This is a genomic window from Rugosimonospora acidiphila, assembly GCF_039543385.1.
Taxonomy (GTDB): domain Bacteria; phylum Actinomycetota; class Actinomycetes; order Mycobacteriales; family Micromonosporaceae; genus Rugosimonospora; species Rugosimonospora acidiphila.
Window position 1 is genome coordinate 55,287 of sequence record NZ_BAABJQ010000005.1, and the last position, 22,726, is coordinate 78,012.

Genomic DNA, 22,726 nt, shown 5'->3' on the forward strand with positions numbered 1-22,726 from the left:
CCGCGGCTGCGGCTGCGCTCAGGCGGTGCACCCTGTGGCCTGTGCTCGGCCTCGCCAACGAACGGCTCAGGCGGCTCTGGGGAGGTCCAGCCAGTCCGCCCAGCGCGGGTCCGGGGTCCGGTGGCCGAGCACCCGCCAGGCCAGGCCCTTCGGCGCGGCCAGGGTCGCGTGCAGGCGCCAACCCAGCTCGGCGGGCGTGCGGTCCCCTTTGGTGTGGTTGCACCGGGCGCAGGCGGCCACCACGTTCTCCCAAGCGTGCCGGCCGCCCCGACTGCGGGGCAACACATGATCTATAGTCTCCGCCGGGCCCTTGCAGTACGCACACCGCCAGCCGTCCCGGGCGAAGATAGCCCGGCGCGACAGGCCGACGTGAGCACGGTAAGGTACCCGGACGTAGCGGGTCAGCCGGATGACCAACGGCACCGGGAGTTCCTCCCGGGCACTGTGCAGGAAGCCGTCACCATCCGCCACGCACACCGCCTTGGCGGCGAGCAGAAGGATGGCGGCGCGGCGCACTGACACGACACACAGCGGCTCGTACGTCTGGTTGAGGACCAACGCGGTCGAGCTGACTGCGCGTCGTATGTCAGGCATCGGACTCACCCTCTTCGCCGGACCCGGAACAGTTCCCGTGGGCCAATGGTCCCCGATAGATCGCGCAATTGCACGTATTAATAATGTCTCCCGCGTGAAGGTTCGCGGGCCAAGACCAGGGCTTACCTGCCAATCCGTGGACCGGCGCCCGGTTCGTCCGGTTGTTCCGCCGGGTTGATCCCCCCTCCGCAGGCGATCATGCGGTACTAAGTCAGGCGTGACTGACTGGCTGTCCCTCCCGGTACAGGTGCCCATCGGGCCGATCTCCCCGACACCGGACTGCGCCACCGCGAACGACGTGTGCCACTGGGTGTTCAACACGACCCACAACCGGTTCCTGGCGGCGGGCAGCTACTGGTTCCTGGTCAAGCCGCTGTCCATCCTGGCGATCGTGGTCGTCGCGATGTTCGCCCGGTTCCTGCTGCACCGGGCGATCAACCGGCTGGTCCGCAGCACCTCCCGCGGCGCGGTGCCGACCGCTCTCCGGCCGATCAAGGACCGGCTGCCCGGTTCGTCGCAGCCCGACGCGCTGCTGTTCCCGGAGCGGCGCCGGCAGCGGGCCGAGGCGGTCGGCTCGGTGCTGCGCAGCTTCGCGACCACCTCGGTCTTCTCCATCGCCACCCTGATGATCCTGCGGGAGATCGGCGTCGACCTGGCGCCGCTGCTGGCCAGTGCGGGCATCGTCGGGGTGGCCATCGGCTTCGGCGCGCAGACCCTGGTGAAGGATCTGATCGCCGGGCTGTTCATGCTTCTGGAGGATCAGTACGGGGTCGGCGACGTGATCGACGTCGGGGAGGCCAGCGGAACGGTCGAGTCGGTCGGCCTCCGAATCACCACCATTAGGGACGCCCGGGGAGTGCTCTGGTACATCCGGAACGGAGAGATCGTCCGGGTCGGCAACAAGAGCCAGGGCTGGGCCGTCGTGCTGGTCGACGTGACCGTCGACTACGACCGCGTCGACCAGTCGGTGGAACTGCTCCGGGCCGCCGCGCGGGGGATGGCCGAAGATCCGCGGTGGCGGGACCTGTTGATCGAGCCGCCCGAGGTGCTCGGCGTCGAGCAGATAACCGTGGAGGGCGCGGTCCTGCGGACCAGCGTGAAGACGTCGTCGGAGGCGCAGTACCGGGTCGGCCGGGAACTGCGCCGCCGGCTGACCGAGGCGTTGGCCGAGGGCGGCATCTCCGGACAGCTGTCCGCCAGTCGACTGTATCTACGCCCGGCGATCGTGAGTCAGGCCGGCGAGCGCGACCCCGCCGACGCCGAGGTCTCCGACTCGGCCGTCGGCGCCATCGATGCTGGTAGCGGCTCCGCCGGCGGCGAGGTGGCGCCCGGCGCCACCGATTGACCGACGAACGGACACTATCGCGCCGGGAGCGATAACCGGCTGTCGTGGGTCGCGCAACATGCGGTTAGTCGTATATCGTCCGTTCGTTCAGCTGCGTGACCGGCATATCATCCGTTCGCACTAGCGTGAACTCGGATGATCGGGCAGAATTCGGATCAGACCACCGGCCCGACACCATCGATGGAGGGGAGGGTGCCGGTGTCTGACGAGTCGCATGTCGAAAGATCGGCGACCTTCCGCGAGGCCTTCTCCAGCACCGAATACCGGGCCGTTTTCTCAGCCAGCGCCCTGTCCTGGATCGGCGATTCGCTGGCCAAGGCCGCCGTCACCGCGCTGGTCTACAACCAGACCCAGTCGGTTGTCGCGTCGGCCGCCACCTTCGCGATCAGCTTTCTTCCCTGGGTGGCCGGTGGCCCCATCCTGGCCGCGATCGCCGAGCGGTATCCGCAACGGAACATAATGATCATCGCCGATCTGACCCGAATGGTGTTGATCGCGCTGGTCGCCGTGCCCCGGATGCCGATCCCGGCCATGCTGGTCCTGCTCTTCCTCACCTCGCTGTTCAACCCGCCGTTCGACGCCGCCCGCTCCGCGCTGCTGCCCCAGATCCTTACCGGCGACCGATACGTGGTTGGCGTGTCCCTGCAGAACGCCGCCAACCAGGGCGCTCAGCTGATCGGGTACATGATCGGCGCGGCGCTCGCCTCCGGGCACCCGCACGCGGCGCTGCTCGTGGACGCGGGCACCTTCGCGTTCTCCGCCTTCATGACCAGGGTCGGCGTCCTGCGCCGGCCGGCCGCACTGCGCTCGGAGCAACGCCGCCACCTGCTGCGAGAGACCGGCGAGGGTTTCCGGCTCGTCTTCGGCACCCAGTCCCTGCGCGCGATAGCGATAGTGGTGCTGACCGCCCACCTGTTCACGGTCGTCCCGGAGGGTCTCGCCGCGGCCTGGGCGGCCACGCTGGAGACCAACACGACCCACCGGGGGCTGGCGCAGGGCATCATCATGATCGCCAATCCACTCGGCTATCTCGTCGCCGGCCTGCTGATCGGCAGGCTGGTGCCGCCCGACACGCGTCGCCGGCTCATCCGGCCCTTCTGCGTGCTCGCGCCGGTCGCGCTGATCCCATCGCTGTTCCGGCCTGACACGATCATGGTCGCCGTCCTGGCCGGGATCTGCGGCGCGTGCCTGGCCGGGATAGTCCCGGCCGCCAACGGGCTGTTCGTGCAGGTGCTTCCGAACGCCTACCGGGCCCGCAGCTTCGGCATCATGCAGAGCGGCCTGCAGCTCGTGCAGGGCACCGGCGTGGTGCTGACCGGGCTGCTCGCGTCCCGCTTCGACCTGTCGACCGTGGTCGGCGGCTGGAGCGTCTTCGGCGCGGTGCTGATGCTCTCGGTCAGCACCCTGTGGCCGTCCCAGCACGAATTCAGCGAGGCCATCGCGAGAACCCGCGCCGCGAACGCCGAGGCAGAGGCGGCGGTCGCGGTACAGGCGAACGTGGCCGGGCAGCGGCCACCGGCCGACGACGTGGTCCCGTCCATCGCGCCCCGGGCGGCCAAGTCGATGTGAGCGAGCCCCCATACAGCCCCGCTCGCGGCGCTGGCAGGATTGTTGGCATGAGCAAGCAACAGCTGCGTGACGGGGAGCGGTCGTGAGCGATCCGGGCTTCTACGAGGCGGTCGGCGGGGAGCCGACCTTCCGCAAGCTCGTCGAGGAGTTCTACGCGGGCGTCGCGAACGATCCGCTGTTGCGCCCGATGTACCCGGAGCAGGACCTCGGCCCGGCCGCCGACCGGCTACGGATGTTCCTCATCCAGTACTGGGGCGGTCCCGGCACCTACTCGGAGCAGCGGGGCCACCCGCGCCTGCGGATGAGGCACGCGCCCTTCACGGTCGGGCCCCGGCAGCGGGACGCCTGGCTGCTGCACATGCGTCACGCGGTGGACACGCTCAACCTGCCTGCGGAGCAGGAGGCCACGCTCTGGGAGTACCTGGAACGCGCGGCGATGTTCATGGTCAACTCGATGGAGGAATAGGGGCGACCGCTCGCCGGCGGCGGCCGGCGTCAGAGCACCGGGGCCGCTGGGGCACCAGCGGCCGGCGGGGCACCGACGGCCGTCAGAGCAGGCCGCCCTCGTCGTGAATCCAGTCGACGAACGCCACCGCCACCGCCGCGGCGCAGTCGATCAGCTCCACCAGCAGGGCGTCGTGCGCTCCCGAGATCAGCGGGACCTGCATCTCCGCGTAGATCGGCAACTGCCCGCGCTCGGTCGGGTCGCCCACGTATGCCTTGCAGAACCGGCGCGAGTGGTTCCACTCGTTGACCACCCGGTAGGCACGGTCGGCCCAGTCCGGCGGCACCGTGCCGTGCGGCCGGGCGCGGATGACCAGGATCTCGTCGTCCGGACCCTCGAGCGTGAACAGCACGGCGTGGCGCTCCCACATGGCGAGCAAGCTGCCATCGCCATCGGTCAGGTACCGAATCTCCAGGCGGTCCAGCGCGGCACCCAGCCGCGCCATGTCGACCGCCGCGACGAGCGTCTCGGCGGGTTCGGGCGCGCGCTGGGCGGGAAGCTCGACGCGCAGATCCACGTCACCCCCACTCGCCGACGCACCCCCGTCTCCGGCCTGACCTCCCCGCTTGGGCCACCACGACATGTCCCGAACTCCTCGCTTCGCAAAGTGTCCGCGCGCTGACGGTGCGCAGACCCAGGGGCTCGACGCTACCCGGACGGATGTATCACGGCGAAACCGAATGCTACGCAGGAAACCGATGGGCCACTAGCCCCTCATCCGTTCGGATATCCAAATCGCTTTAACGGACGATGCGCACCGCGAGGTTTGCCCCAGTTTGCTGCCAACCTTCGCCGTGGGCAGTGGCCAATCCAACCCAATTTCCTACGGTACGAACCGTGGCCACACCGTCCCCATCGGTAGTCACCAGCCCCATCCGCAGCACGGCTTGCACGACCCCCTGGCGCACCTCGACGGCCGCGCCGTCCGCGGCCTCCACCGCGATCGCCACGTGCTCCAGCAGGGCATCGCGCAGCACCCGCTCGCCGACCCGGCCACGGGTCGAGCGCAGGGTCTCGGCGGCGGCCTGACCGAGCCGGAGCAACTCGGCGACGGGCACCGACTCGACCACCTCGCCGGAGGTCGGCGGCACCGGCCAGCGCCAGTCGTGGTCGCGCCGGGCGGGCAGGTCGACCCGGCCCGCCGACATCCGCTCGAGCAGGGCCGTCGCCGGTACCGTGAGGTCCCCGGCCACGGCCCCGGCGACGGTACGGGCGACCAGCACCCCCCACGGCACCCGGCCCCACAGCGCCACCGCGCCCGCGGCGGCCGGGCGCAGCCGCACCAGCGCGGCCGGATCGAGCCGGGTCAGGCGGGCCAGGAACGGGCCGGCCTCGGCGACGCGCAGGCCCGCGACGGCCGCCGGCCGGTCCACCCCGTTCACCTAGTTCACCCTTGCCAAGGGGTCAGAAAGTCCCGCTCCGGCTCGCTCAGCCGGCGGGGCCGCTGGTTGGCGAGGTCGAACGGCACGCACACCGAGCGTGCACGGCTCGCCACCTGGTCACCCTCGAACAGTTCGTACGCGACCACGAACCGGCTCGGCCGGATGTCCTCCATCCACAGCTCGATGCGCACCGGGTCGGTGTAGTCCACCGGCCGCAGGTAGTCGACCTCGTGCCGGGAGATGACCACGCCCTCCGCGAACGAGTTCAGCCCACGCTCGCGGGCGCCGATGAACATCAGCGCCACCCGGGCCTCCTCGTACAGGGTGAGGAACCGAGCATTGTTCACATGACCGAACACGTCCATGTCCGACCACCGGACAGGACATTGGTACACGAACCTCACAGTGCCGCCCAGAATCCGCGCTCGTCGTCGTCCATCGGTCGCGACCTGCCGGCCGCGTAGTCGTAGGTCACCATGACGCACTCGCAGCGCGCCACCGGGTCGGGCCCATCCGCGTACAGGTCCTGGCGCAGGCTCCAGGACGAGGTGCCGATCCTGGTGACCACGGTGTCCACGCGCAGCATCAGGTCGGGCCGGAAGGTCACCTGCGCCAGGTAGTCCACCGCCACCCGGGCCGCTATGCAGCCCCGATGGCCGGGACCGCCCGGTACCCGGGTCGGCGAACGGGCCAGCAGCGCCATCCGGGCGTCCTCGAAGTACGACAGGTACCGCGCGTGGTTGACATGGCCCATGGTGTCCGGGTCGGACCACCTCACCTGCGCCAGGTGGCTGGCCGTCCCGCCCCGCGCGGTCCCGTCGCCGTCGAAGGGCCCCGGATCAGTCACGCGTCAGCTTGCGGTAGGTGACCGAGTGCGGTCGCGCCGCCTCGGCACCGAGCCGCTCGACCTTGTTCTTCTCGTACGCCTCGAAGTTTCCCTCGAACCAGAACCACTTTGCCGAGTCTTTGTCGTCGCCCTCCCAGGCCAGGATGTGCGTGGCCACGCGGTCGAGGAACATCCGGTCGTGCGAGATGACCACCGCGCAGCCCGGGAACTCCAGCAACGCGTTCTCCAGGCTGGACAGGGTCTCCACGTCCAGGTCGTTGGTCGGCTCGTCGAGCAGGATGACGTTGCCGCCGATCTTCAGGGTCAGCGCCAGGTTGAGCCGGTTGCGCTCGCCGCCGGACAGCACCCCGACCGGCTTCTGCTGGTCCGGGCCCTTGAAACCGAATGCCGCCACGTACGCGCGGGACGGCATCTCGACCTTGCCGACCATCAGGTGGTCCAGGCCGTCGGAGACCAGCTCCCAGACGGTCTTCTTGCCGTCGAGGCCGGCCCGGCTCTGGTCCACATAGGACAGCTCGACGGTCTCACCGATCTTGACCGCGCCGGAGTCCGGCTGCTCGAACCCGACGATGGTCTTGAAAAGTGTCGTCTTTCCGACGCCGTTCGGGCCGATGATGCCGACGATGCCGTTGCGGGGCAGCGAGAAGTTCAGGTGACCGATGAGGACCCGGCCATCGAAGCCCTTGGTGAGGTCGTTCGCCTCGATGACCGTGTTGCCCAGCCGGGGGCCCGGCGGGATCTGGATCTCCTCGAAGTCGAGCTTGCGCGTCTTCTCCGCCTCGCTGGCCATCTCGTCGTACCGCTGCAGACGGGCCTTCGACTTGGCCTGGCGCGCCTTCGGGTTGGAGCGCACCCACTCCAACTCCTCGGTCAGCCGCCGCTGCAGCTTCGCGTCCTTGCGCCCCTGCACCGCCAGGCGGGCCGCCTTCTTGTCCAGGTACGTGGAGTAGTTGCCCTCGTACGGGTAGGCGTGGCCGCGGTCCAGCTCGAGAATCCACTCGGCCACGTTGTCCAGGAAGTACCGGTCGTGGGTGATGGCGATGACCGTGCCCGGGTACTTGGCGAGGTGCTGCTCCAGCCACTGCACGCTCTCCGCGTCCAGGTGGTTGGTGGGCTCGTCGAGCAGCAGCAGATCGGGCTGCTCCAGCAGCAGCTTGCACAGCGCGACCCGGCGGCGCTCACCACCGGAGAGCTGGGTCACGTCGGCGTCCGGCGGCGGGCAGCGCAGCGCGTCCATGGCCAGCGCGAGCTTGGAGTCGACGTCCCAGGCGTCGGCGTGGTCCAGCTCCTCCTGGAGCCGGCCCATCTCCTCCATCAGCTCGTCGGAGTAGTCCGTCGCCAGCTGCTCGGCGACCTTGTTGAACCGCTCGAGCTGGGCCTTGGTCTCGGCGACCGCCTCCTCGATGTTGCCGAGGACGGTCTTCGCGTCGTTGAGCGGCGGCTCCTGGGCCAGCAGCCCCACGGTGTACCCCGGCATCAGCCGGGCCTCGCCGTTGCTGGGCTGGTCCAGCCCGGCCATGATCTTGAGCAGGCTGGACTTGCCGGCGCCATTCGGGCCGACCACACCGATCTTGGCGCCCGGCAGGAAGTTGATCGTCACGTTGTCGAGGACAACCTTGTCGCCGTGGGCCTTTCGGGCCTTTTCTAGCGTGTAGATAAACTGGGCCACGGTGCGGCCTACCTCCGCCTGATCATGATTGTCGCGCCAAGCCCGTCGAGGCCCGCGCCGTCATATCAATACTCCCAGGTTGGCGTCGAACCGCCCACCCCGGGTCGTACCGGCGTGCCGGCCGGCGACGGCGAGGGTACGGTCGGCCGTCACGAGCCGATCGCCGAGCGTCGCGGGGCCGCCGGCCAGCCTTCATTCGCCCGACGCCACGCTGTCACGCTCCTGAAACGCAGCGCGACAATGCCGGTTCAACGGCGTCAAGTAGGCTTCGTTACCAAGCCGTGGTAGACCGGCCGGAGGGAACACGTGGAACGTAGCTCGTTTGTGGTGGTCGCCAACCGCCTACCGGTCGACGAGGTCACCACCGCCGGCGGGCGATCCTGGCGTCGCAGCCCCGGCGGCCTGGTGACCGCCCTGCACCCAGTGCTCGCCGCGCAACACGGCACCTGGGTGGGCTGGCCGGGCAACGCCGCCGGGCCGGACGATCCCACCCCGCAGCCGTTTGAGCTGGACGGCATGCGATTGCGGCCGGTCAACCTGAGTACCGACGAGGTCGAGCGCTACTACGAGGGATTCTCGAACTCCAGCCTGTGGCCGCTCTACCACGACGCGATCGAGACGCCGGCCTACCGGCGCAGCTGGTGGGAGTCCTACCGCCGGGTCAACCAGCGGTTCGCCGAGGCCACCGCCGACCAGGCCGCCGAGGGCGGCACGGTGTGGGTGCAGGATTACCAGCTGCAACTGGTGCCGGCGATGCTGCGGGCACTTCGCCCCGACCTCAAGATCGGATTCTTCCTGCACATCCCGTTCCCGCCCGTCGAGCTGTTCATGCAGCTGCCGCGGCGGGCGGAAATCCTGCGCGGGCTGCTCGGCGCCGATCTCGTCGGCTTCCAGCGCCCCCTGGCGGCGCAGAATTTCCTGCGCCTGACCCGGCACCTGCTGGGGATGCGGCCGCGCGGCGCCGGCGTCGAGGTGGACGGCCGGATCGTGCACGCCGCGGCCTTCCCCATCTCCATCGACGTGGCCGAGATCGAGGGGCTGGCCGCCAGCCCGCTGGTCCGGGCGCGGGCCGAGCAGATCCGGGCGGAGCTGGGCGAGCCAAAGACGGTCATTCTCGGCGTGGACCGGCTTGACTACACCAAGGGGATAGAACAGCGCTTCAAGGCATACCGCGAACTGCTCGCCGAGGACCGGCTCTCGGTGCCCGAAACCGTGATGGTGCAGGTGGCGACGCCGAGCCGGGAACGGGTTGAGCACTATCAGGTGCTGCGGGTCAAAGTCGAGCGCGAGGTTGGTCGCATCAACGGGGACTATGGGCGCGTCGGAGTGCCCGCCGTGCACTACCTTCATCAGTCGTACAGTCGCAGCGAACTGGTCGCGCTTTACTGCGCGGCCGACGTGATGATGGTGACTCCCCTGCGAGATGGCATGAACTTGGTGGCCAAGGAGTATGTCGCCGCCCGAGTGGACCTCGGCGGCGCGTTGGTGCTGTCCGAATTCGCCGGCGCCGCCGGCGAGCTGAGGCAGGCGTTCCTGTGCAACCCGCACGACCTGCAGAGCGTGAAGGACTCACTACTCCGGGCGGTACACGTCGACCAGTCCGAGGCGGCCCGGCGCATGCGCGCCATGCGCCGGCACCTGCGGGCCCACGACGTGCGGCATTGGGCCAACTCGTTCCTGTCGGCGCTGGGCGTGCCAACCACGGTGCTGCCCAACCCCCCGGAAGGAACTGTGTGAGCGGGAACGCTGAGGTCCGCCCGATTGCCGGCGGCACCTCAATCGTTGGCGCCGCCGAGGCAAGCGAGCGGATGGACGCCGACCTTCGCAGAGCGATAGGTCGCATCGCCCGCATGCCGCAGCTGCTGGTCGCCTGTGACTACGACGGCACCCTGGCGCCGATCGTGGAGGACCCGTCCCAGGCGGTACCGCTGCCCGAGGCGGTCGCCGCCGTCCGGGCGCTGGCCGCACTGCCGCAGACCACGGTCGCGGTGGTGTCCGGGCGAGCGCTGCGCGACCTGGCCACGCTGTCCCGACTACCCAGCGAAGTCCACCTGGTGGGCAGCCACGGCTCCGAGTTCGACATCGGCTTCGTCCAGCGCCTGGCGCCGGAACTGGTCGAGCTGCGCACCCGGCTGCAGAAGGCGATCGAGGAGATCGTCGCGGACCGGCCCGGGGTACGCCTGGAGCCGAAGCCGGCGAGCATCGCGGTGCACACCCGCACCGCGTCGGCCGAGGTCTCCGCCTCGGTGAACGAGGCGATCCTGGCCGGCCCGGCGACGTGGCAGGGCGTGACCGTCACCCAGGGCAAGCGGGTCATCGAGCTGCTGGTGCTGGCCACGCACAAGGGCACCGCCATCGACCAGCTGCGCCAGCAGATCTCGGCCAGCGCCGTGCTGTTCGTCGGTGACGACGTGACCGACGAGAACGCGTTCAAGCAGCTGCACGGGCCGGACGTGGGCATCAAGATCGGCCCTGGCCAGACCCGGGCCGGTTTCCGGGTGGGCGAGCCGATCGACGCGGTGCGGGTGCTCGCCCTGCTGCTGGAGACCAGGCGCAGCTGGCTGTTCGGCGAGCGGGCCACCCCGATCGAGCGGCACACCATGCTGGCCAACGGCCGCACCGTCGCCCTGCTCACCCCGGACGCCACGGTGACCTGGCTGTGCCACCCGAACCCGGACTCCTCGGCGGTCTTCGCCGACCTGCTGGGCGGCGCGCCGGCCGGACACTTCTCCATCCGCCCGGCCGACGGGCAGTCGCGCATCCCGCTGGGCCAGCGGTACCGGCCCGGCACCATGACCGTGGAAACCCGGTGGTCCGGCCTGTACGTGACGGACTGGCTGGACGTCGGCGTACCTCCCGGCGACAACGAGGAGGCGCCCGAGTCGACGTCGCTGGTGCGCACGCTGACCGGCAAGCACAAGGCCAAGGTGACGTTCGCGCCGCGGCCCGAGTTCGGTCAGGTGACCATCCGGCTCCAGCCGCTCGGCGACGGCCTGCTCGTGCTGGGCTCCAACGAGCCGATGGCGCTGTACTCGCCGGGCGTCGAGTGGGAGGTCTTCGACGACGGCGGTCACGACTCCGCCCGCGCCGAGATCGACCTGGCCGCCATGGGCGGGCAGTGCGTGCTGGAGCTGCGCTGCGGCACGCACGGGCTACGCGCGTGGGACGAGCCGCTGGAGGTCCGGCAGGACCGGGTGGAGAAGGACTGGAGCGCCTGGGCGGGCTCGCTCAACCTGCCCGCGGTCGCCCGGGACCAGGTGCTGCGCAGCGCGCTGACCCTGCGCGGACTGGTGCACCAGCCGTCCGGTTCGATCGTCGCCGCCGCGACCAGCTCGCTGCCCGAGACGATCGGCGGGGTGCGCAACTGGGACTACCGGTACTGCTGGCTGCGCGACGCGGCGATGACCGCGCGGGCGCTGGTGGACCTGGGCTCGATCGACGAGGCGGAGGCGTTCCTCGGCTGGGTGGACCGGTGCACGGAGCGCACCGGCGGGCACCCCGAGCGGCTGCACCCTCTGTACACGGTGGACGGTTGGGACCTGGGCCCCGAGGCGGTCATCGAGACGCTGCCCGGCTACGCCGGCTCACGGCCGGTGCGTATCGGCAACGTGGCCAACCGGCAGCTGCAGCTGGACGTGTTCGGCCCGATCGCCGACCTCATCGCCGGCGTCGCGGGGGTGCGCGGTTCGGTACGCGACGAGGAGTGGCGGGTCCTGGAGTCGATGGTCTCCGCCGTCGAGCGCCGGTGGCACGAACCGGACCACGGGCTGTGGGAGGCCCGCCTCGCGCCGCGCCACCATGTGTACTCCAAGGTGATGTGCTGGCTGACGGTGGACCGGGCGGTGCACCTGTCCCGCGAGTACCTGGGCGAGGACCGTCCGGAGTGGACGGAGCTGCGCGACCGGATCGGCGCGAACGTGCTGGAGCACGGCTGGCACGAGGAGGCCGGCGCGTACAGCGTCGCCTACGGCAGTCCGGAGATGGACGCGTCGTCCCTGTGGATCGGGCTGTCCGGCCTGCTCGCCGACGACGATCCCCGGTTCCTGTCCACGGTGCTGGCCATCGAGGCCGAGCTGCGCAGCGGGCCGACCGTCTACCGGTACAAGTGGGACGACGGGCTGCCGGGCGTCGAGGGCGGCTTCCACATCTGCGCCGCGTGGATGATCGAGGCGTACCTGCGCACCGGGCGCCGGGCCGACGCCGAGGAGCTGTTCGAGCAGATGCTCGACTGCGCCGGCCCGACCGGCCTGCTGCCCGAGCAGTACGACCCGGAGAACGAACGCGGCCTGGGCAACCACCCGCAGGCGTACAGCCACCTGGGTCTGATCCGCTGCGCGATCCTGCTGGACGCCGAGCTGAACAAGTAGCCGGTCCGCCGGCCGGTCACGGGGGCTCCACGCCCCCGTCCGGCCGGCGCACCCGGCTCGCCCATTCGCCGAACCCCCCACCGGTCGCGGCCGGGTACCGGGCGGCGGCCCGCTCGTCCAGGTCCACGCCCCAGCCGGGCGCGTCGGACGGGGTGAGGTACCCGCCGCTGGGCACCAGGGTGCCCGGGAACACCTCGTGTACCGCCTCGCCGTACACGTTGGCCTCCTGGATGCCGAAGGCCGGCGTGTTCACGTCGAGCGCGACGTTCGCCGCCGCCCCGATCGGCGAGACGTCACCCGGGTTGTGCCAGGCGGTACGCACCCCGAGCAGCTCACACAGCGCGGTCAGCTTGCGGGCCGGGGTCAGCCCGCCGACCGCCGAGACGTGCAGCCGCAGCAGGTCCACGCCGAGGTCGCGGACCAGCCGGACTGCGTCGGGCACCGAGGAGACCTGCTCGCCGACCGCGATCGGCACCGGCGAGGCGGCCCGCACCTCGGGCAGCCGGTCGTAGTGCTCGGGTGCGACGACGTCCTCCAGAAAGAACAGCCGGTACGGCTCCAAGGCGCGGGCCAGCAGCACGGCCTGCTTGGGGGTCAGCCGGCTGTGCACGTCGTGCAGCAGCTCGACCTCCTCCCCCAGCGCCTCCCGGGCCCGGGCGAACAGCCGGGGCGTGGTGCGCAGGTAATGCTGGACGTCCCAGCCGTCCGGGTACGGGTGCCCGGGGTACCCGCCGGGGATCCCCGGCGCGCCGTACGTGCCCAGCCCCGGCTGGCCCACCTGCAGCCGCAGGTACCGCCAGCCCTCGGCCACCATCTCGGCGGCGCGCTCCAGCGTCTGCTCCACGGTCTGGCCGGCCACGTGCCGGTAGGTCAGCGCCGCCGCCCGCGACCTGCCGCCGAGCAGCTCGTAGACCGGCGCGCCGGCTCGCTTCCCGGCGATGTCCCACAGCGCCATGTCCAGCCCGGACAGCGCGCTGTTGAGCACCGGGCCGTCACGCCAGTAGGACGAGTAGCGCACGGTGCGGGTGAGGTCCTCGATGTCGGCCGGGTGCCGGCCCACGACCAGCCCGGCGAGTTCGTCCACCGCGGCGGCGACCGAACGGTGCCGCTGCGTGAACGTGGCGCAGCCCAGCCCGTACAGGCCGGGTTCGCTGGTGTCCACCCGGACCACGACCAGCGTGATCCCGTCCGGCGCGGTGACCACCGGCCGCACCCCGGTGACCCGCAACGAATCCCGGCCCGGCCAGATTTCGATCAAGACTGCTCCCCGGTCACGACGACGCCATCGGTCACGACGACCCCATCACCCGTGGGCCGCCGGCCCAGCCCGGCGGGCGGCCCGGGAAGTTCGGCGATGGGCATCTCGTGCTCGGCGCGAAACGACAGCAGCTGCTCGGCCCGGCTGAGGTCCAGCGGCACCCGCCGGCCGGAGAACGCGGCACGCCGCGGCACGTCCGGCAGGAAGGCGTCCAGGAGCGCCGCGGTCGGGTACGGCGCCAGGGTCAACGGCGCGGCCAGCCCGATCACCTGACACCCCGAACCCCGCCCCGACAGCGCCAGCTCACAGGCCCGGGCGGCGTCCCGCAGATCCAGGTAGCTCCACAGCTCACGGGCGCCGGCGGCCGGATCGCACGCGTACCGCCGCGCCCGCGCCTCCAGCCGCTCGGTGCCGCCCAGGAACGGGAAGCGCAGCGCCACCACGGACAGCCCGTGCCGCCACCACATCATCGCCGCGGTGGCCTCGTCGACCTGCTTGGACAGCGCGTACGGGTCCTCCACCTGCACCGGCAGCGCCTCGTCCACCGGCAGGTAGGCCGGCACCCGGGTGCGTGGCGCGAACGGCAGCCCGGTCACCGAGTAGCTGCTGGCGATGACGGCCCGGGTGATGCCGGCGAGGCCGGCCTGTTCCAGGACGGTGAACGTGCTCAGCGCGTTGTTGCCGAAGACCTCCTCGCCGGGATGGTGCTCCGGCGACGGGATCGCGGCCAGGTGCACCACCGCACCCGCGCCGTCCAACGCCTTGCGCACCGCGGCGACGTCCCGCGTGTCGCCGTACACCACCCGGTCCGCGTTCAGCTCGGGTACGGGCTGGACGACCAGCGCGGTCACCGGGGTACCCAGCGCCGCGAAGTGCGCGAGCACCTGCCGGCCCAACAGGCCGGCGGCCCCGGTCACCAGTATCCGGTCGCCCCGCCGGGTCTCGGCGCCATGCGAAACCATGGATCCCTCGCTCCTATCTGCTCTCGGCCACAGGGGTTCCCGTGCCGCGAATGACGCGGGGTGCTCGGGAGAGGGGCCGCTCACCCCTCCCCCGAGCGTCTACCCCGCGGTCCGGCGGCGCCGCCGACGCGGTCGCGACGCCCCGGACGCCGGCCCGGCTAGCGACGCAGCCAGGCGGCGGTGTCGGGGGGCAGCAGGCCGCCGTCGAGCGGCCCGCTGGCGAGCAGCACCTCACGGTGCGGCGGCAGCTCCACGGCCGCGCCGCTGAGGTTGACCACGCAGGCGAAGTCGTCGCCGCGGGCGAACGCGAGCACGCTGTCGGGCGCCGGCAGCCAGGCCATCGGCCCGTCGCCCAGGTCCGCCTCGTCCCGCCGCCGGTGCAGCGCGGCGCGGTACAGCGACAGCATCGAATCCGGGTCGGGCTCCTGCGCCTGCGCCGTGTACCGGGCCCACGCCGCCGGCTGCGGCAGCCAGGGCGAGGCGTCGGCACCGGCCGGGCTGAACCCGAACGGCGGCGCGTCACCCGACCACGGCACCGGCACCCGGCAGCCGTCCCGGCCGGGGTCGGCGCCCCCGGTGCGCCGGAAGATGGGATCCTGGCGCAGCTCGCCGGGGATGTCCTCGACCTCCCACAGCCCCAGCTCCTCGCCCTCGTACACGTAGACCGAGCCGGGCAGCGCGAGGGTCAGCAGGGCGGCGGCGCGGGCCCGGCGGGTGCCCAGCGCCAGGTCGGTGGGCACGCCGTGCTGGTGCTGCCGGGTGGCGTGGTCGAACGAGGTGTCGGCCCGCCCGTACCGGGTCACGTGCCGGGTCACGTCGTGGTTGGACAGCACCCAGGTGGCCGGGGCGCCGACCGGGGCGTGCGCGGCCAGCGTCTCGTCCACGCACCGGCGCAGCGCACCCGCGTCCCACGGGCAGGCCAGGAAGTCGAAGTTGAACGCGGCGTGCAGCTCGTCCGGGCGAAGGTACTGCGCGAAGCGGTCGGTGTCGGGCAGCCAGATCTCGCCGATGAGCGCCCGCTTGTCCGGGTACGAGTCGGCGATGCGCCGCCAGCTGCGGTACACCTCGTGCAGTTCGTCGCGGTCGGTGTACGGGTGCGGTACCGGCGGGTCGTCCGGGTCGAAGTCGGCCAGCGTCGGGTCCTTGACCACCAGCGCGGCGGAGTCGATGCGCACCCCGTCCACGCCCCGGTCGAACCAGAACCGCAGGATCGACTCGAACTCCTCGCGCACCTTGGAGTTCTCCCAGTTGAGGTCGGGCTGCTCGGGCGCGAACAGGTGCAGGTACCACTCGCCGTCCGGCATCCGCGTCCAGGCTGGTCCGCCGAAGATGGAGGACCAGTCGTTGGGCGGCAGTTCCCCGTTCTCGCCCCGGCCGGGCCGGAACCAGAACAGCTCGCGCGCGGCCGAGCCCGGCCCGGCCGACAGAGCCTCCTGGAACCAGGGGTGCGCGTCGGAGCAGTGGTTGGGCACGATGTCCACGATGATGCCCATGCCCAGCGCGTGCGCCTCGGCGATCAGGGCCTCGGCCTCGGCCAGCGTGCCAAACGCGGGATCGATGTCGCGGTAGTCTGCGACGTCGTAGCCCGCGTCGGCCATCGGGGACGGGTACCAGGGGCTGAACCAGATCGCGTCCATCCCCAGGTCACGCAGGTACCCGAGCCGTGCGCGGATGCCGGCCAGGTCACCCACGCCGTCGCCGTTCCCGTCGGCGAAGCTGCGCGGGTACACCTGGTAGATGGCGGCGCCGCGCCACCACGCGGTAGACACCTTTTCGGGCACTGCGGTACCTGCTTCCTGCTCGTTTCGTGCGGGTGGAAGGTCCCGGCGGTCGGCCCTGACCGTCGGCGAACCTGGGAGGTGCTGCCGATCAGCCCTTGAGGCTGCCGGTGGTGAGGCCGGACATGATGTTCCGCTGGAAGATCAGGAAGAACACGATGGTCGGGATGGCCGCGATGACGGCGCCCGCGACGAGCACGTTCTGCGTGATGCCCTGCGAGAACGCGTACAGGCCGACGTTCACCGTGCGGTTCGTCGGCGACGGTTCGACCAGCAGCGGCCAGAGGAAGTCCTTCCAGACGGCCGTCACGGAGAAGATCGAGACTACGCCGATGATCGGTCGGGACATCGGCAGGATGATCGACCACAGCTGCCGCAGCGGACCGGCTCCGTCGATCGCCGCGGCGTCCAGCAGGTCGGTGGGGATCGAGTCGAAGAACCGCTTCAGCAGGAAGATGTTGAACGCGTTCGTGACCGCCGGAAGCCAGATGGCCCACGGCGAGTCGAGCATGTTCCAGTGGAAGATCGGCAGGTCGATGACCGTCACGTACTGCGGGATGATCAGAACCGTCGATGGGATCATCAGCGTCGCGAGCATCAGGCCGAGAACCGCGTTCCCGAGCTTCGGCCGCAGCTTCGAGAACGCGAAGGCCGCCCCGATGCCGAGCACCAACTGGAAGGCGAGCGCGCCGGCCGCGTAGTAGAGGGTGTTGAGGATGAGCCTCCCCAGACTCAACTGGGCCCACGCGTCGGAGTAGTTCGACAACTCGTGGTGCTTGGGGAACAGCGTCGGTGGGATCTGCGCGATCTCGGGGCCGCTCTTCAGCCCGCCGGTCACCATCCAGTACAGCGGCCCCAGGAACACGAAGGAGAAGACGACCACCGTGACGATGACGATCGCCCAGTAGGTCCGCCTGCTGCCCGGCCGGTTCAGGCGAGCGGAGGCGATCAGGGTGCGAGTCGAGGTTTCCGTCGATGCCATGTCAGCTCATACCCTTCTAGTCCTCGCGCGGGCTGAGCCGCGTATATACGGCGGAGAAGCCGACCAGCACGATCAGCAGCATCACGCCCAGCGCCGCCGCGCCGTTGAGGTCCTGTTCCTTGAACGCGTGCTGGTACATCAGGTAGACGATCGACGTGGCGTGGTCTTCGACGCCGTCGCCGCCGGCGAGGATCAGCGGCTCGATGAACAGCTGCATCGTCGCGACGACCTGCAGCAGGAACATCAGCGAGAGGATCAACCGCGTCTGCGGGATCGTGACGTGCCAGATGCGGCGCAGCAACCTGGCGCCATCGAGTTCGGATGCCTCGTAGAGTTCGCCGGGGATGTTCTGCAGCGCGGCGAGATAGATGAGGATCGCGCCGCCCATGTTCATCCAGGTGGACGCGATCACCAGGGACGGCATCGTCATGGCCGTCGACTGCACCCATTGGGACGTCGGCAGATGCAGGCTGTGCAGGATGAAGTTGAAGATGCCGGAGTTGTCCGGCTGGTACGCGTAGGCGAAGAGAAACAGCGCCGACGCCGGCGGCAGCATCACCGGCAGGTAGACCAGCGCCCGCAGATAGCCCTGTGCGTGGCGCAGTTCGTTGAGCAGGACCGCGATGAAGAACGGCAGGGCATAGCCGAAGACGAGCGCGAGGATCGAGAAGTAGGCGGTGTTCTTCCACGCCGTGACGAACGCCGGGTCGTGCCAGACCCGGATGTAGTTGTCCCAGCCGACCCAGGTCGTCACCCCGCGCCTGGTGCGCTGGAAGCTCATGATGAACTCCCGGACCATCGGGTACCAGGAGAAGAACGCGAAGCAGAGCACCGCGCCGAGCATGAACAGGTAGCCGGTGAGGTTGTCGAAAACCTTGCGGCGCAGGCCGCCTCGCCGTCTCGGAATGTTCGCGGATCCAACCCGGCGGCCGGGTGCTGGTGTCGTGGGAACAGCCGTGGTGGCCGCCATGGGGAACTCCTGACTAGCCGACGATCAGATTCACGGGTGGCACGGGGAAGGTGCGGGGGCCCGTCCGCGGATCGCGAGGACTGTGGTCGTCAGATCGCGAGGACTGCGGTCGGACCCCCGGCACCCCGGTGTCAGGAGCCCTGGGACAGCACCGAATTAATCTTCGTGGTCGCGGTCGTGAGCAGCTGGGGGATGTTCGCGTTCGGCTGCGTGAGGACCGCGGACATCGAACCGTCGAGGACCGCGTAGATCGCCTGCGCGTTCGGCGGCTCGAGCTTGGCCGGAACCGGGTTATTGACGTAGTTCGTGTAGTCGGCGAGGTTCAGGTTCGTGTTGGCCTGCTCCAGCGAGGCCGACTTCTTCTCCGATGCGCTGCCCGGGGTCCAGAGGTCGCTCAGCGGCAGACCGACCGGCTGGCCCATGCCCTTCTGCGCGGCGTAGTTGAACTGACCCTGACCGGGCGTGAGCTCTTCGTAGCTGAGCCACTCGAGACCGGCCTTGATCTGCGCCGGGGTGTCGCCCTTCTTGAAGAAGTAGCCGTTGCCACCGCCGAGGGTGGCCTTCGCCGGCCCGTCGACGCCCGGCATCGGGGCCAGCGCCCAGTCGGAGTAGCTGCCGTGGAACTGGTCGACGATCGACTGGATCGAGTCGGGTGCGCCGATGTACATGCCGACCTTGCCCGCCGCCGCGTTGGTCAGCAGGTCGGCCCAGCCGAGCAGCTGCTTGCTGCCGACGCTGTTGTCCTGGAACCGCATGTCCTTGAGGGTCTGCAGGACGGCCTGCCCCTCCGGCGTGTTGACGTTGGCGGACTTGCCGTCCGCCGACACGACCGAGCCGCCACGCGCGTCGAGCTCGGCGGTGAAGTGCCAACCACCGGTGTTCCCGGAGCTGTACTCCTCGTAACCCGCGACGCCGCCACCGAGCTTCGCGATCGCCTTGGCGTCCGTGGCGACATCCGCCCACGTCGCCGGCGGCTTGCTCGGGTCGAGGCCGGCCTTGCTGAACAGGGTCTTGTTGATGACCAGACCCATCGTGTACGAGTAGAACGGAACGGCGTAGACCTTGCCGCCGTCGGTGAACGCGGCCTTGGCGCCGTCGGTGATGTCGCCCCAGGTCGGAACGGTCGTGTTGTTGATGTACGACGTGATGTCCGTGGCCTGGTCGGCGTCGAGCACCTGGTTGACATCGGTCATGTACCCGTAGAAGACGTCGGCCTCGGTGCCACCCTGAAGGCGGGCGGTGAAGTCGGCCGGCGTGTCGCACTGGGCACCGACAGAGATGCCCCGCACCTCAATATCGGGGTGGATCTTCTCGAACGCGGCGATGTCGGAGTTCCACTGCGCGAGCCTCTTGCCGTCGTTGTCCGTCTTCAGCGGCGCACAGTCGACAATGATCGTGGTCTTGCCGTTCGACGAGCTGCTCGATGACTTGCTCGTACACGCGGCCAGGCTGAGCCCTACGGTAGTCACCAGCGCTAACGCCGCGACCTTCCGGTATTGCGGTGCGGACATCTCCGTTCATCCTTTCCCGGGCGGGAGTTGCTTGCGCCGCGATGAACGCCTCACCACGGCAGTGCCCTGTAACTGATCCGTCAGGTTCTGGTTGGGGTGCAGCAGCGATCTGTCAGGCATGAGTGGGCTCGGAGCGACTTCGTGAACGAATGACGCCGAGCGGATCGCTCCGGGCTGGCTTCACGGTACTGATAGCGACAGATGACCGCAAGATATCGGCAGGGTTTTGCAAAGACACGACTCGGTCACGACGATGGGCGAAATGCGCCAAGAATCCGAGCGAATCGGACTTCGTACGGCGACCCAACGACGTCGAGGATGACGTGGCGCCGACATCGCGTCTTCGGAAACTTGCACGACCGAGAGTCGACGGCCGTGGATCCGGATACTGATCGTTATCTTTTGCCGCATCGATGCCGGTCGGGCATCACGGCGGCCCGCACCCTCGGGCACGCCGCCACCCCGCTCGGCGCGCTGGCCGGACGGATCGTGCCGCGCCACCCGACCCACGGTCGGCTCGCGGCGCGGCCGCCTCGGCGACGCTTGCCGCCGGCGGTCGGGCCCGACCCGCGCGAGCCCTCCGCGCACGCGGCCGCATTCCCCGCGGCGCGAGCGCGGTAGGCAGGACGGGAAAGACCAGGCGGGGCGGGATGGAGAACTAGCTGATCCGCGGGGACCGGGTCAGGAGGCGGCCCGGTCCGCGCCGACCTGGGCGGCGATCCGGGTGGTACGCGAGCCGGTCGGCGCGGCGCCGGTCGAGCCACGTACGACCAGTTCGGGGTCGAAGAGCATCTCGTCCGCCGGCACCGGGTTGCCCGCGATCTGGCTGACCAGCAGGGCTACCGCGGCCTGCCCCATCGCCTCGATCGGCTGGCGCACCGTGGTCAGCGGCGGGTCGGTGCAGTTCATCAGGTTCGAGTCGTCGAACCCGACCACCGACACGTCCTCCGGCACCGACAGCCCCAGCCGGCGCACGGCCCGGATGGCGCCCAGCGCGAGCACGTCGCTGCCGCAGATCAGCCCGGTCATCCCGCGCTTGACCAGCTGCCCGGCCGCGGCGTGACCGCCCTCCATCGAGAAGTCCATCGAGTAGATGGTCCGCTCGGCCACCTCGGGGTCGTCGGGCCCAACGCCGATGCGCCGCAGGAACGCGCCGCGCTTGCGGTGCGATGGCACGTGGTCGGCGGGGCCCAGGACCAGGCCGATCCGCTCGTGGCCGAGCGAGACGAGATGCTGGTACGCGCGGTCGACGGCGTGCGCGTCGTCGGTGGCCACCCGGGCGAAGCCCAGGTGCTCGATGGCGGCGTTGACCAGCACAGCCGGCAGTCCGCGCTCGTGCAGCCGGAAGTAGTGGTCGTGATCGGAGTCGGCCTGCGCGTACAGGCCGCCGGCGAAGATCACCCCCGACACGTGCTGGTCCAGCAGCATGTCGACGTAGTCGGACTCGGACACGCCCTCGGCCGTGCGGGTACACAACACGGGCGTGAACCCGCGAATGGCCAGGGTTCCGGCGACGACATCGGCGAACGCCGGGAAGATCGGGTTTTGCAGCTCGGGCAGAACCAGCCCGACCAGCCGCGCCCGCTCGCCGCGCAGCTTGGTCGGTCGCTCGTACCCGAGCACGTCCAGCGCGGTCAGCACGGCGGCGCGGGTCGCCTCGGAGATCCCGGGCTTCCCGTTGAGCACGCGGCTCACGGTCGCCTCACTCACCCCGACATACTTAGCCACTTCAGCGAGACGTCGCGTCATGTGTGCAAGCGTAGTGCATCATTCGTGCAAGTGTTTGCATTGGTACCCCGGTCGAGCGTGCCGATTACGTCACCAACCACGATGATCGCCGGCGCCCGGAGATTCGCCTCCTCGGCCGCCCGCGCGATCCGGGACAGCGGCGCCCGGACCGACCGCTGCCCGCCCGTGGTCCCCTCCTGCACCACCGCCGCCGGGGTGTCGGCCGGCCGGCCGTGCTCCAGCAGTACCGAGGAGATAGCGGCCAGGTGCCGCACGCCCATCAGCACGCACAGGGTGCCGCGCAGCCGGGCCAGCGCCGGCCAGTCCACCAGCCCGGCCGGGTCACCCGGGGCGAGGTGCCCGGAGACCACCACGAACTCGTGCGCCACGCCCCGGTGGGTCACCGGAATCCCGGCCGCGGCCGGTACCGCGATGGCGCTGGTTACCCCGGAGACCACCGTCACCGGCACCCCGGCCTCGGCGCAGGCCAGCAACTCCTCGCCGCCCCGGCCGAAGACGAACGGGTCGCCACCCTTGAGCCGGACGACGAACCGGCCGGCCCGGGCGCGGTCGATCAGGATCCGGTTGATCTCCTCCTGGGCGCGCGCCGGCCCGTACGGGATCTTCGAGGCGTCGACCACCTCGACGTCCGGCCGTACCTCGTCCAGCAGCAGGCCGGGGGCGAGCCGGTCGACCACCACCACGTCGGCGGCGGCGAGCAGCCGGCGCCCCCGGACCGTGATCAACTCCGGGTCGCCAGGGCCCGCACCGATCAGGGCCACGCCCGAGTGCACCTGGGACGGGCCGGCGTCCAGCGAACCGTCGACCAGCCGCTCCCGGATGCCGTCGCGCACCGCCATGGCCCGGCGCGGGTCGCCGCCGCCGAGTACCGCGACGGTCACCGGCCCGTACCGGGTGACCGCCGGAGTCCACGCGGTCGCGGCCGTGCGGTCGTCGGCCCGGACGCAGAACACCCGCCGGGCCTCGGCCGCCTCGCTCACCGCCGCCCCGGCTGCCGGGTCGTCCACCGCCGCCTGTACCAGCCAGACATCGTCCACATCGGACGGTTCGAACGGGCGCGGTACCCACGTGATCCGCCCGGCGTCGGCCAGTGCCCGCAGCGCCGGGGTCACCTCGGGGGCGACCAGCAGCACGTCCGCGCCCGCGTCCAGCAGGGCCGGCACCCGACGGCTGGCCACCGCGCCACCGCCGACCACCAGCACCCGCTTGTCCGTGAGCATCAGTCCGACCGGGTACAG

Annotated in this window: 19 protein-coding genes; 5 read left to right on the forward strand and 14 right to left on the reverse strand. The window is 70.4% G+C overall.

Going from position 1 to position 22,726, the window contains the following annotated elements; all coding sequences use genetic code 11:
- Nucleotides 1–66 precede the first annotated feature (66 nt).
- Complete coding sequence (locus tag ABEA87_RS10260; protein ID WP_345628296.1) at nucleotides 67–594, reverse strand: HNH endonuclease; 528 nt, start codon at nucleotides 592–594, stop codon at nucleotides 67–69.
- 247 nt (nucleotides 595–841) lie between these two features.
- Between ABEA87_RS10260 and ABEA87_RS10265 the strand changes: the two genes are divergently transcribed.
- The 3 genes from ABEA87_RS10265 to ABEA87_RS10275 all read left to right on the forward strand — a co-directional run bounded on the left by ABEA87_RS10265 (nucleotide 842) and on the right by ABEA87_RS10275 (nucleotide 3,974).
- Complete coding sequence (locus ABEA87_RS10265; protein WP_425570846.1) at nucleotides 842–1,939, forward strand: mechanosensitive ion channel family protein; 1,098 nt, start codon at nucleotides 842–844, stop codon at nucleotides 1,937–1,939.
- A 198-nt stretch (nucleotides 1,940–2,137) separates the two neighbouring features.
- The gene (locus tag ABEA87_RS10270; protein ID WP_345628297.1) at nucleotides 2,138–3,508 is read left to right on the forward strand and encodes an MFS transporter; all 1,371 of its coding nucleotides are present in this window, start codon (nucleotides 2,138–2,140) and stop codon (nucleotides 3,506–3,508) included.
- 82 nt (nucleotides 3,509–3,590) lie between these two features.
- Nucleotides 3,591–3,974 (forward strand): globin, encoded by a 384-nt coding sequence (locus ABEA87_RS10275; RefSeq protein WP_345628299.1) that lies wholly within the window; start codon nucleotides 3,591–3,593, stop codon nucleotides 3,972–3,974.
- 82 nt (nucleotides 3,975–4,056) lie between these two features.
- Here ABEA87_RS10275 and ABEA87_RS10280 read toward each other — a convergent pair whose 3' ends face one another.
- From ABEA87_RS10280 to ettA, 5 genes are all read right to left on the reverse strand, one after another.
- Complete coding sequence (locus ABEA87_RS10280; RefSeq protein WP_345628301.1) at nucleotides 4,057–4,596, reverse strand: type III secretion system chaperone family protein; 540 nt, start codon at nucleotides 4,594–4,596, stop codon at nucleotides 4,057–4,059.
- A gap of 157 nt (nucleotides 4,597–4,753) precedes the next feature.
- Nucleotides 4,754–5,395, reverse strand: a complete 642-nt coding sequence (locus ABEA87_RS10285) for a hypothetical protein (protein ID WP_345628304.1) — start codon at nucleotides 5,393–5,395, stop codon at nucleotides 4,754–4,756.
- A 5-nt stretch (nucleotides 5,396–5,400) separates the two neighbouring features.
- Nucleotides 5,401–5,799, reverse strand: coding sequence for an acyl-CoA thioesterase (locus ABEA87_RS10290; RefSeq protein ID WP_345628306.1), 399 nt, complete (start codon nucleotides 5,797–5,799; stop codon nucleotides 5,401–5,403).
- Nucleotides 5,796–6,242 (reverse strand): acyl-CoA thioesterase, encoded by a 447-nt coding sequence (locus tag ABEA87_RS10295; RefSeq protein WP_345628308.1) that lies wholly within the window; start codon nucleotides 6,240–6,242, stop codon nucleotides 5,796–5,798. The genes ABEA87_RS10290 and ABEA87_RS10295 overlap by 4 nt, the downstream gene beginning before the upstream one ends.
- Entirely contained in the window at nucleotides 6,235–7,911 is a 1,677-nt protein-coding gene (gene ettA / locus ABEA87_RS10300) for an energy-dependent translational throttle protein EttA (protein ID WP_345628310.1), read from the reverse strand. The genes ABEA87_RS10295 and ettA overlap by 8 nt, the downstream gene beginning before the upstream one ends.
- 306 nt (nucleotides 7,912–8,217) lie before the next feature.
- Here ettA and ABEA87_RS10305 point away from each other — a divergent pair, with 306 nt between their 5' ends.
- The gene (locus ABEA87_RS10305) at nucleotides 8,218–9,648 is read left to right on the forward strand and encodes an alpha,alpha-trehalose-phosphate synthase (UDP-forming) (protein WP_345628312.1); all 1,431 of its coding nucleotides are present in this window, start codon (nucleotides 8,218–8,220) and stop codon (nucleotides 9,646–9,648) included.
- Nucleotides 9,645–12,278, forward strand: coding sequence for a trehalose-phosphatase (otsB, locus tag ABEA87_RS10310; RefSeq protein WP_345628314.1), 2,634 nt, complete (start codon nucleotides 9,645–9,647; stop codon nucleotides 12,276–12,278). The genes ABEA87_RS10305 and otsB overlap by 4 nt, the downstream gene beginning before the upstream one ends.
- A gap of 16 nt (nucleotides 12,279–12,294) precedes the next feature.
- Here the strand turns inward: otsB and ABEA87_RS10315 are convergent, their stop codons facing one another.
- The 8 genes from ABEA87_RS10315 to cobA all read right to left on the reverse strand — a co-directional run bounded on the left by ABEA87_RS10315 (nucleotide 12,295) and on the right by cobA (nucleotide 22,708).
- Nucleotides 12,295–13,536 (reverse strand): enolase C-terminal domain-like protein, encoded by a 1,242-nt coding sequence (locus ABEA87_RS10315; RefSeq protein ID WP_345628316.1) that lies wholly within the window; start codon nucleotides 13,534–13,536, stop codon nucleotides 12,295–12,297.
- On the reverse strand, nucleotides 13,533–14,498 hold the full coding sequence (locus tag ABEA87_RS10320) for an NAD-dependent epimerase/dehydratase family protein (protein WP_345628318.1): 966 nt from the start codon (nucleotides 14,496–14,498) through the stop codon (nucleotides 13,533–13,535). The genes ABEA87_RS10315 and ABEA87_RS10320 overlap by 4 nt, the downstream gene beginning before the upstream one ends.
- Before the next feature lie 158 nt (nucleotides 14,499–14,656).
- Complete coding sequence (locus ABEA87_RS10325; RefSeq protein WP_345628320.1) at nucleotides 14,657–16,279, reverse strand: glycoside hydrolase family 13 protein; 1,623 nt, start codon at nucleotides 16,277–16,279, stop codon at nucleotides 14,657–14,659.
- Between the two features lie 88 nt (nucleotides 16,280–16,367).
- A complete protein-coding gene (locus ABEA87_RS10330) occupies nucleotides 16,368–17,258 on the reverse strand; it encodes a carbohydrate ABC transporter permease (protein WP_345628321.1) in 891 nt (296 codons plus the stop codon).
- Nucleotides 17,259–17,274: 16 nt separating this feature from the next.
- The gene (locus ABEA87_RS10335) at nucleotides 17,275–18,228 is read right to left on the reverse strand and encodes a carbohydrate ABC transporter permease (RefSeq protein ID WP_345628322.1); all 954 of its coding nucleotides are present in this window, start codon (nucleotides 18,226–18,228) and stop codon (nucleotides 17,275–17,277) included.
- A gap of 131 nt (nucleotides 18,229–18,359) precedes the next feature.
- Nucleotides 18,360–19,739, reverse strand: a complete 1,380-nt coding sequence (locus ABEA87_RS10340; protein WP_345628324.1) for an ABC transporter substrate-binding protein — start codon at nucleotides 19,737–19,739, stop codon at nucleotides 18,360–18,362.
- 681 nt (nucleotides 19,740–20,420) lie between these two features.
- Nucleotides 20,421–21,488 (reverse strand): LacI family DNA-binding transcriptional regulator, encoded by a 1,068-nt coding sequence (locus ABEA87_RS10345; protein ID WP_345628326.1) that lies wholly within the window; start codon nucleotides 21,486–21,488, stop codon nucleotides 20,421–20,423.
- Nucleotides 21,485–22,708 carry a uroporphyrinogen-III C-methyltransferase gene (cobA, locus tag ABEA87_RS10350; RefSeq protein WP_345628910.1) on the reverse strand — a complete coding sequence of 408 codons (1,224 nt, stop codon included), beginning with the start codon at nucleotides 22,706–22,708 and terminating at the stop codon, nucleotides 21,485–21,487. The genes ABEA87_RS10345 and cobA overlap by 4 nt, the downstream gene beginning before the upstream one ends.
- Nucleotides 22,709–22,726: the final 18 nt, after the last annotated feature.

Excerpts from the sequence above, each read along its gene's own strand:
- ABEA87_RS10260 (WP_345628296.1), bottom strand. The coding sequence starts at position 594 with ATGCCTGACATACGACGCGCAGTCAGCTCGACCGCGTTGGTCCTCAAC.
- ABEA87_RS10280 (WP_345628301.1), bottom strand. The coding sequence starts at position 4,596 with ATGTCGTGGTGGCCCAAGCGGGGAGGTCAGGCCGGAGACGGGGGTGCG.
- ABEA87_RS10320 (WP_345628318.1), bottom strand. The coding sequence starts at position 14,498 with ATGGTTTCGCATGGCGCCGAGACCCGGCGGGGCGACCGGATACTGGTG.
- ABEA87_RS10330 (WP_345628321.1), bottom strand. The coding sequence starts at position 17,258 with ATGGCATCGACGGAAACCTCGACTCGCACCCTGATCGCCTCCGCTCGC.
- ABEA87_RS10335 (WP_345628322.1), bottom strand. The coding sequence starts at position 18,228 with ATGGCGGCCACCACGGCTGTTCCCACGACACCAGCACCCGGCCGCCGG.
- ABEA87_RS10340 (WP_345628324.1), bottom strand. The coding sequence starts at position 19,739 with ATGTCCGCACCGCAATACCGGAAGGTCGCGGCGTTAGCGCTGGTGACT.
- ABEA87_RS10345 (WP_345628326.1), bottom strand. The coding sequence starts at position 21,488 with ATGACGCGACGTCTCGCTGAAGTGGCTAAGTATGTCGGGGTGAGTGAG.
- cobA (WP_345628910.1), bottom strand. The coding sequence starts at position 22,708 with ATGCTCACGGACAAGCGGGTGCTGGTGGTCGGCGGTGGCGCGGTGGCC.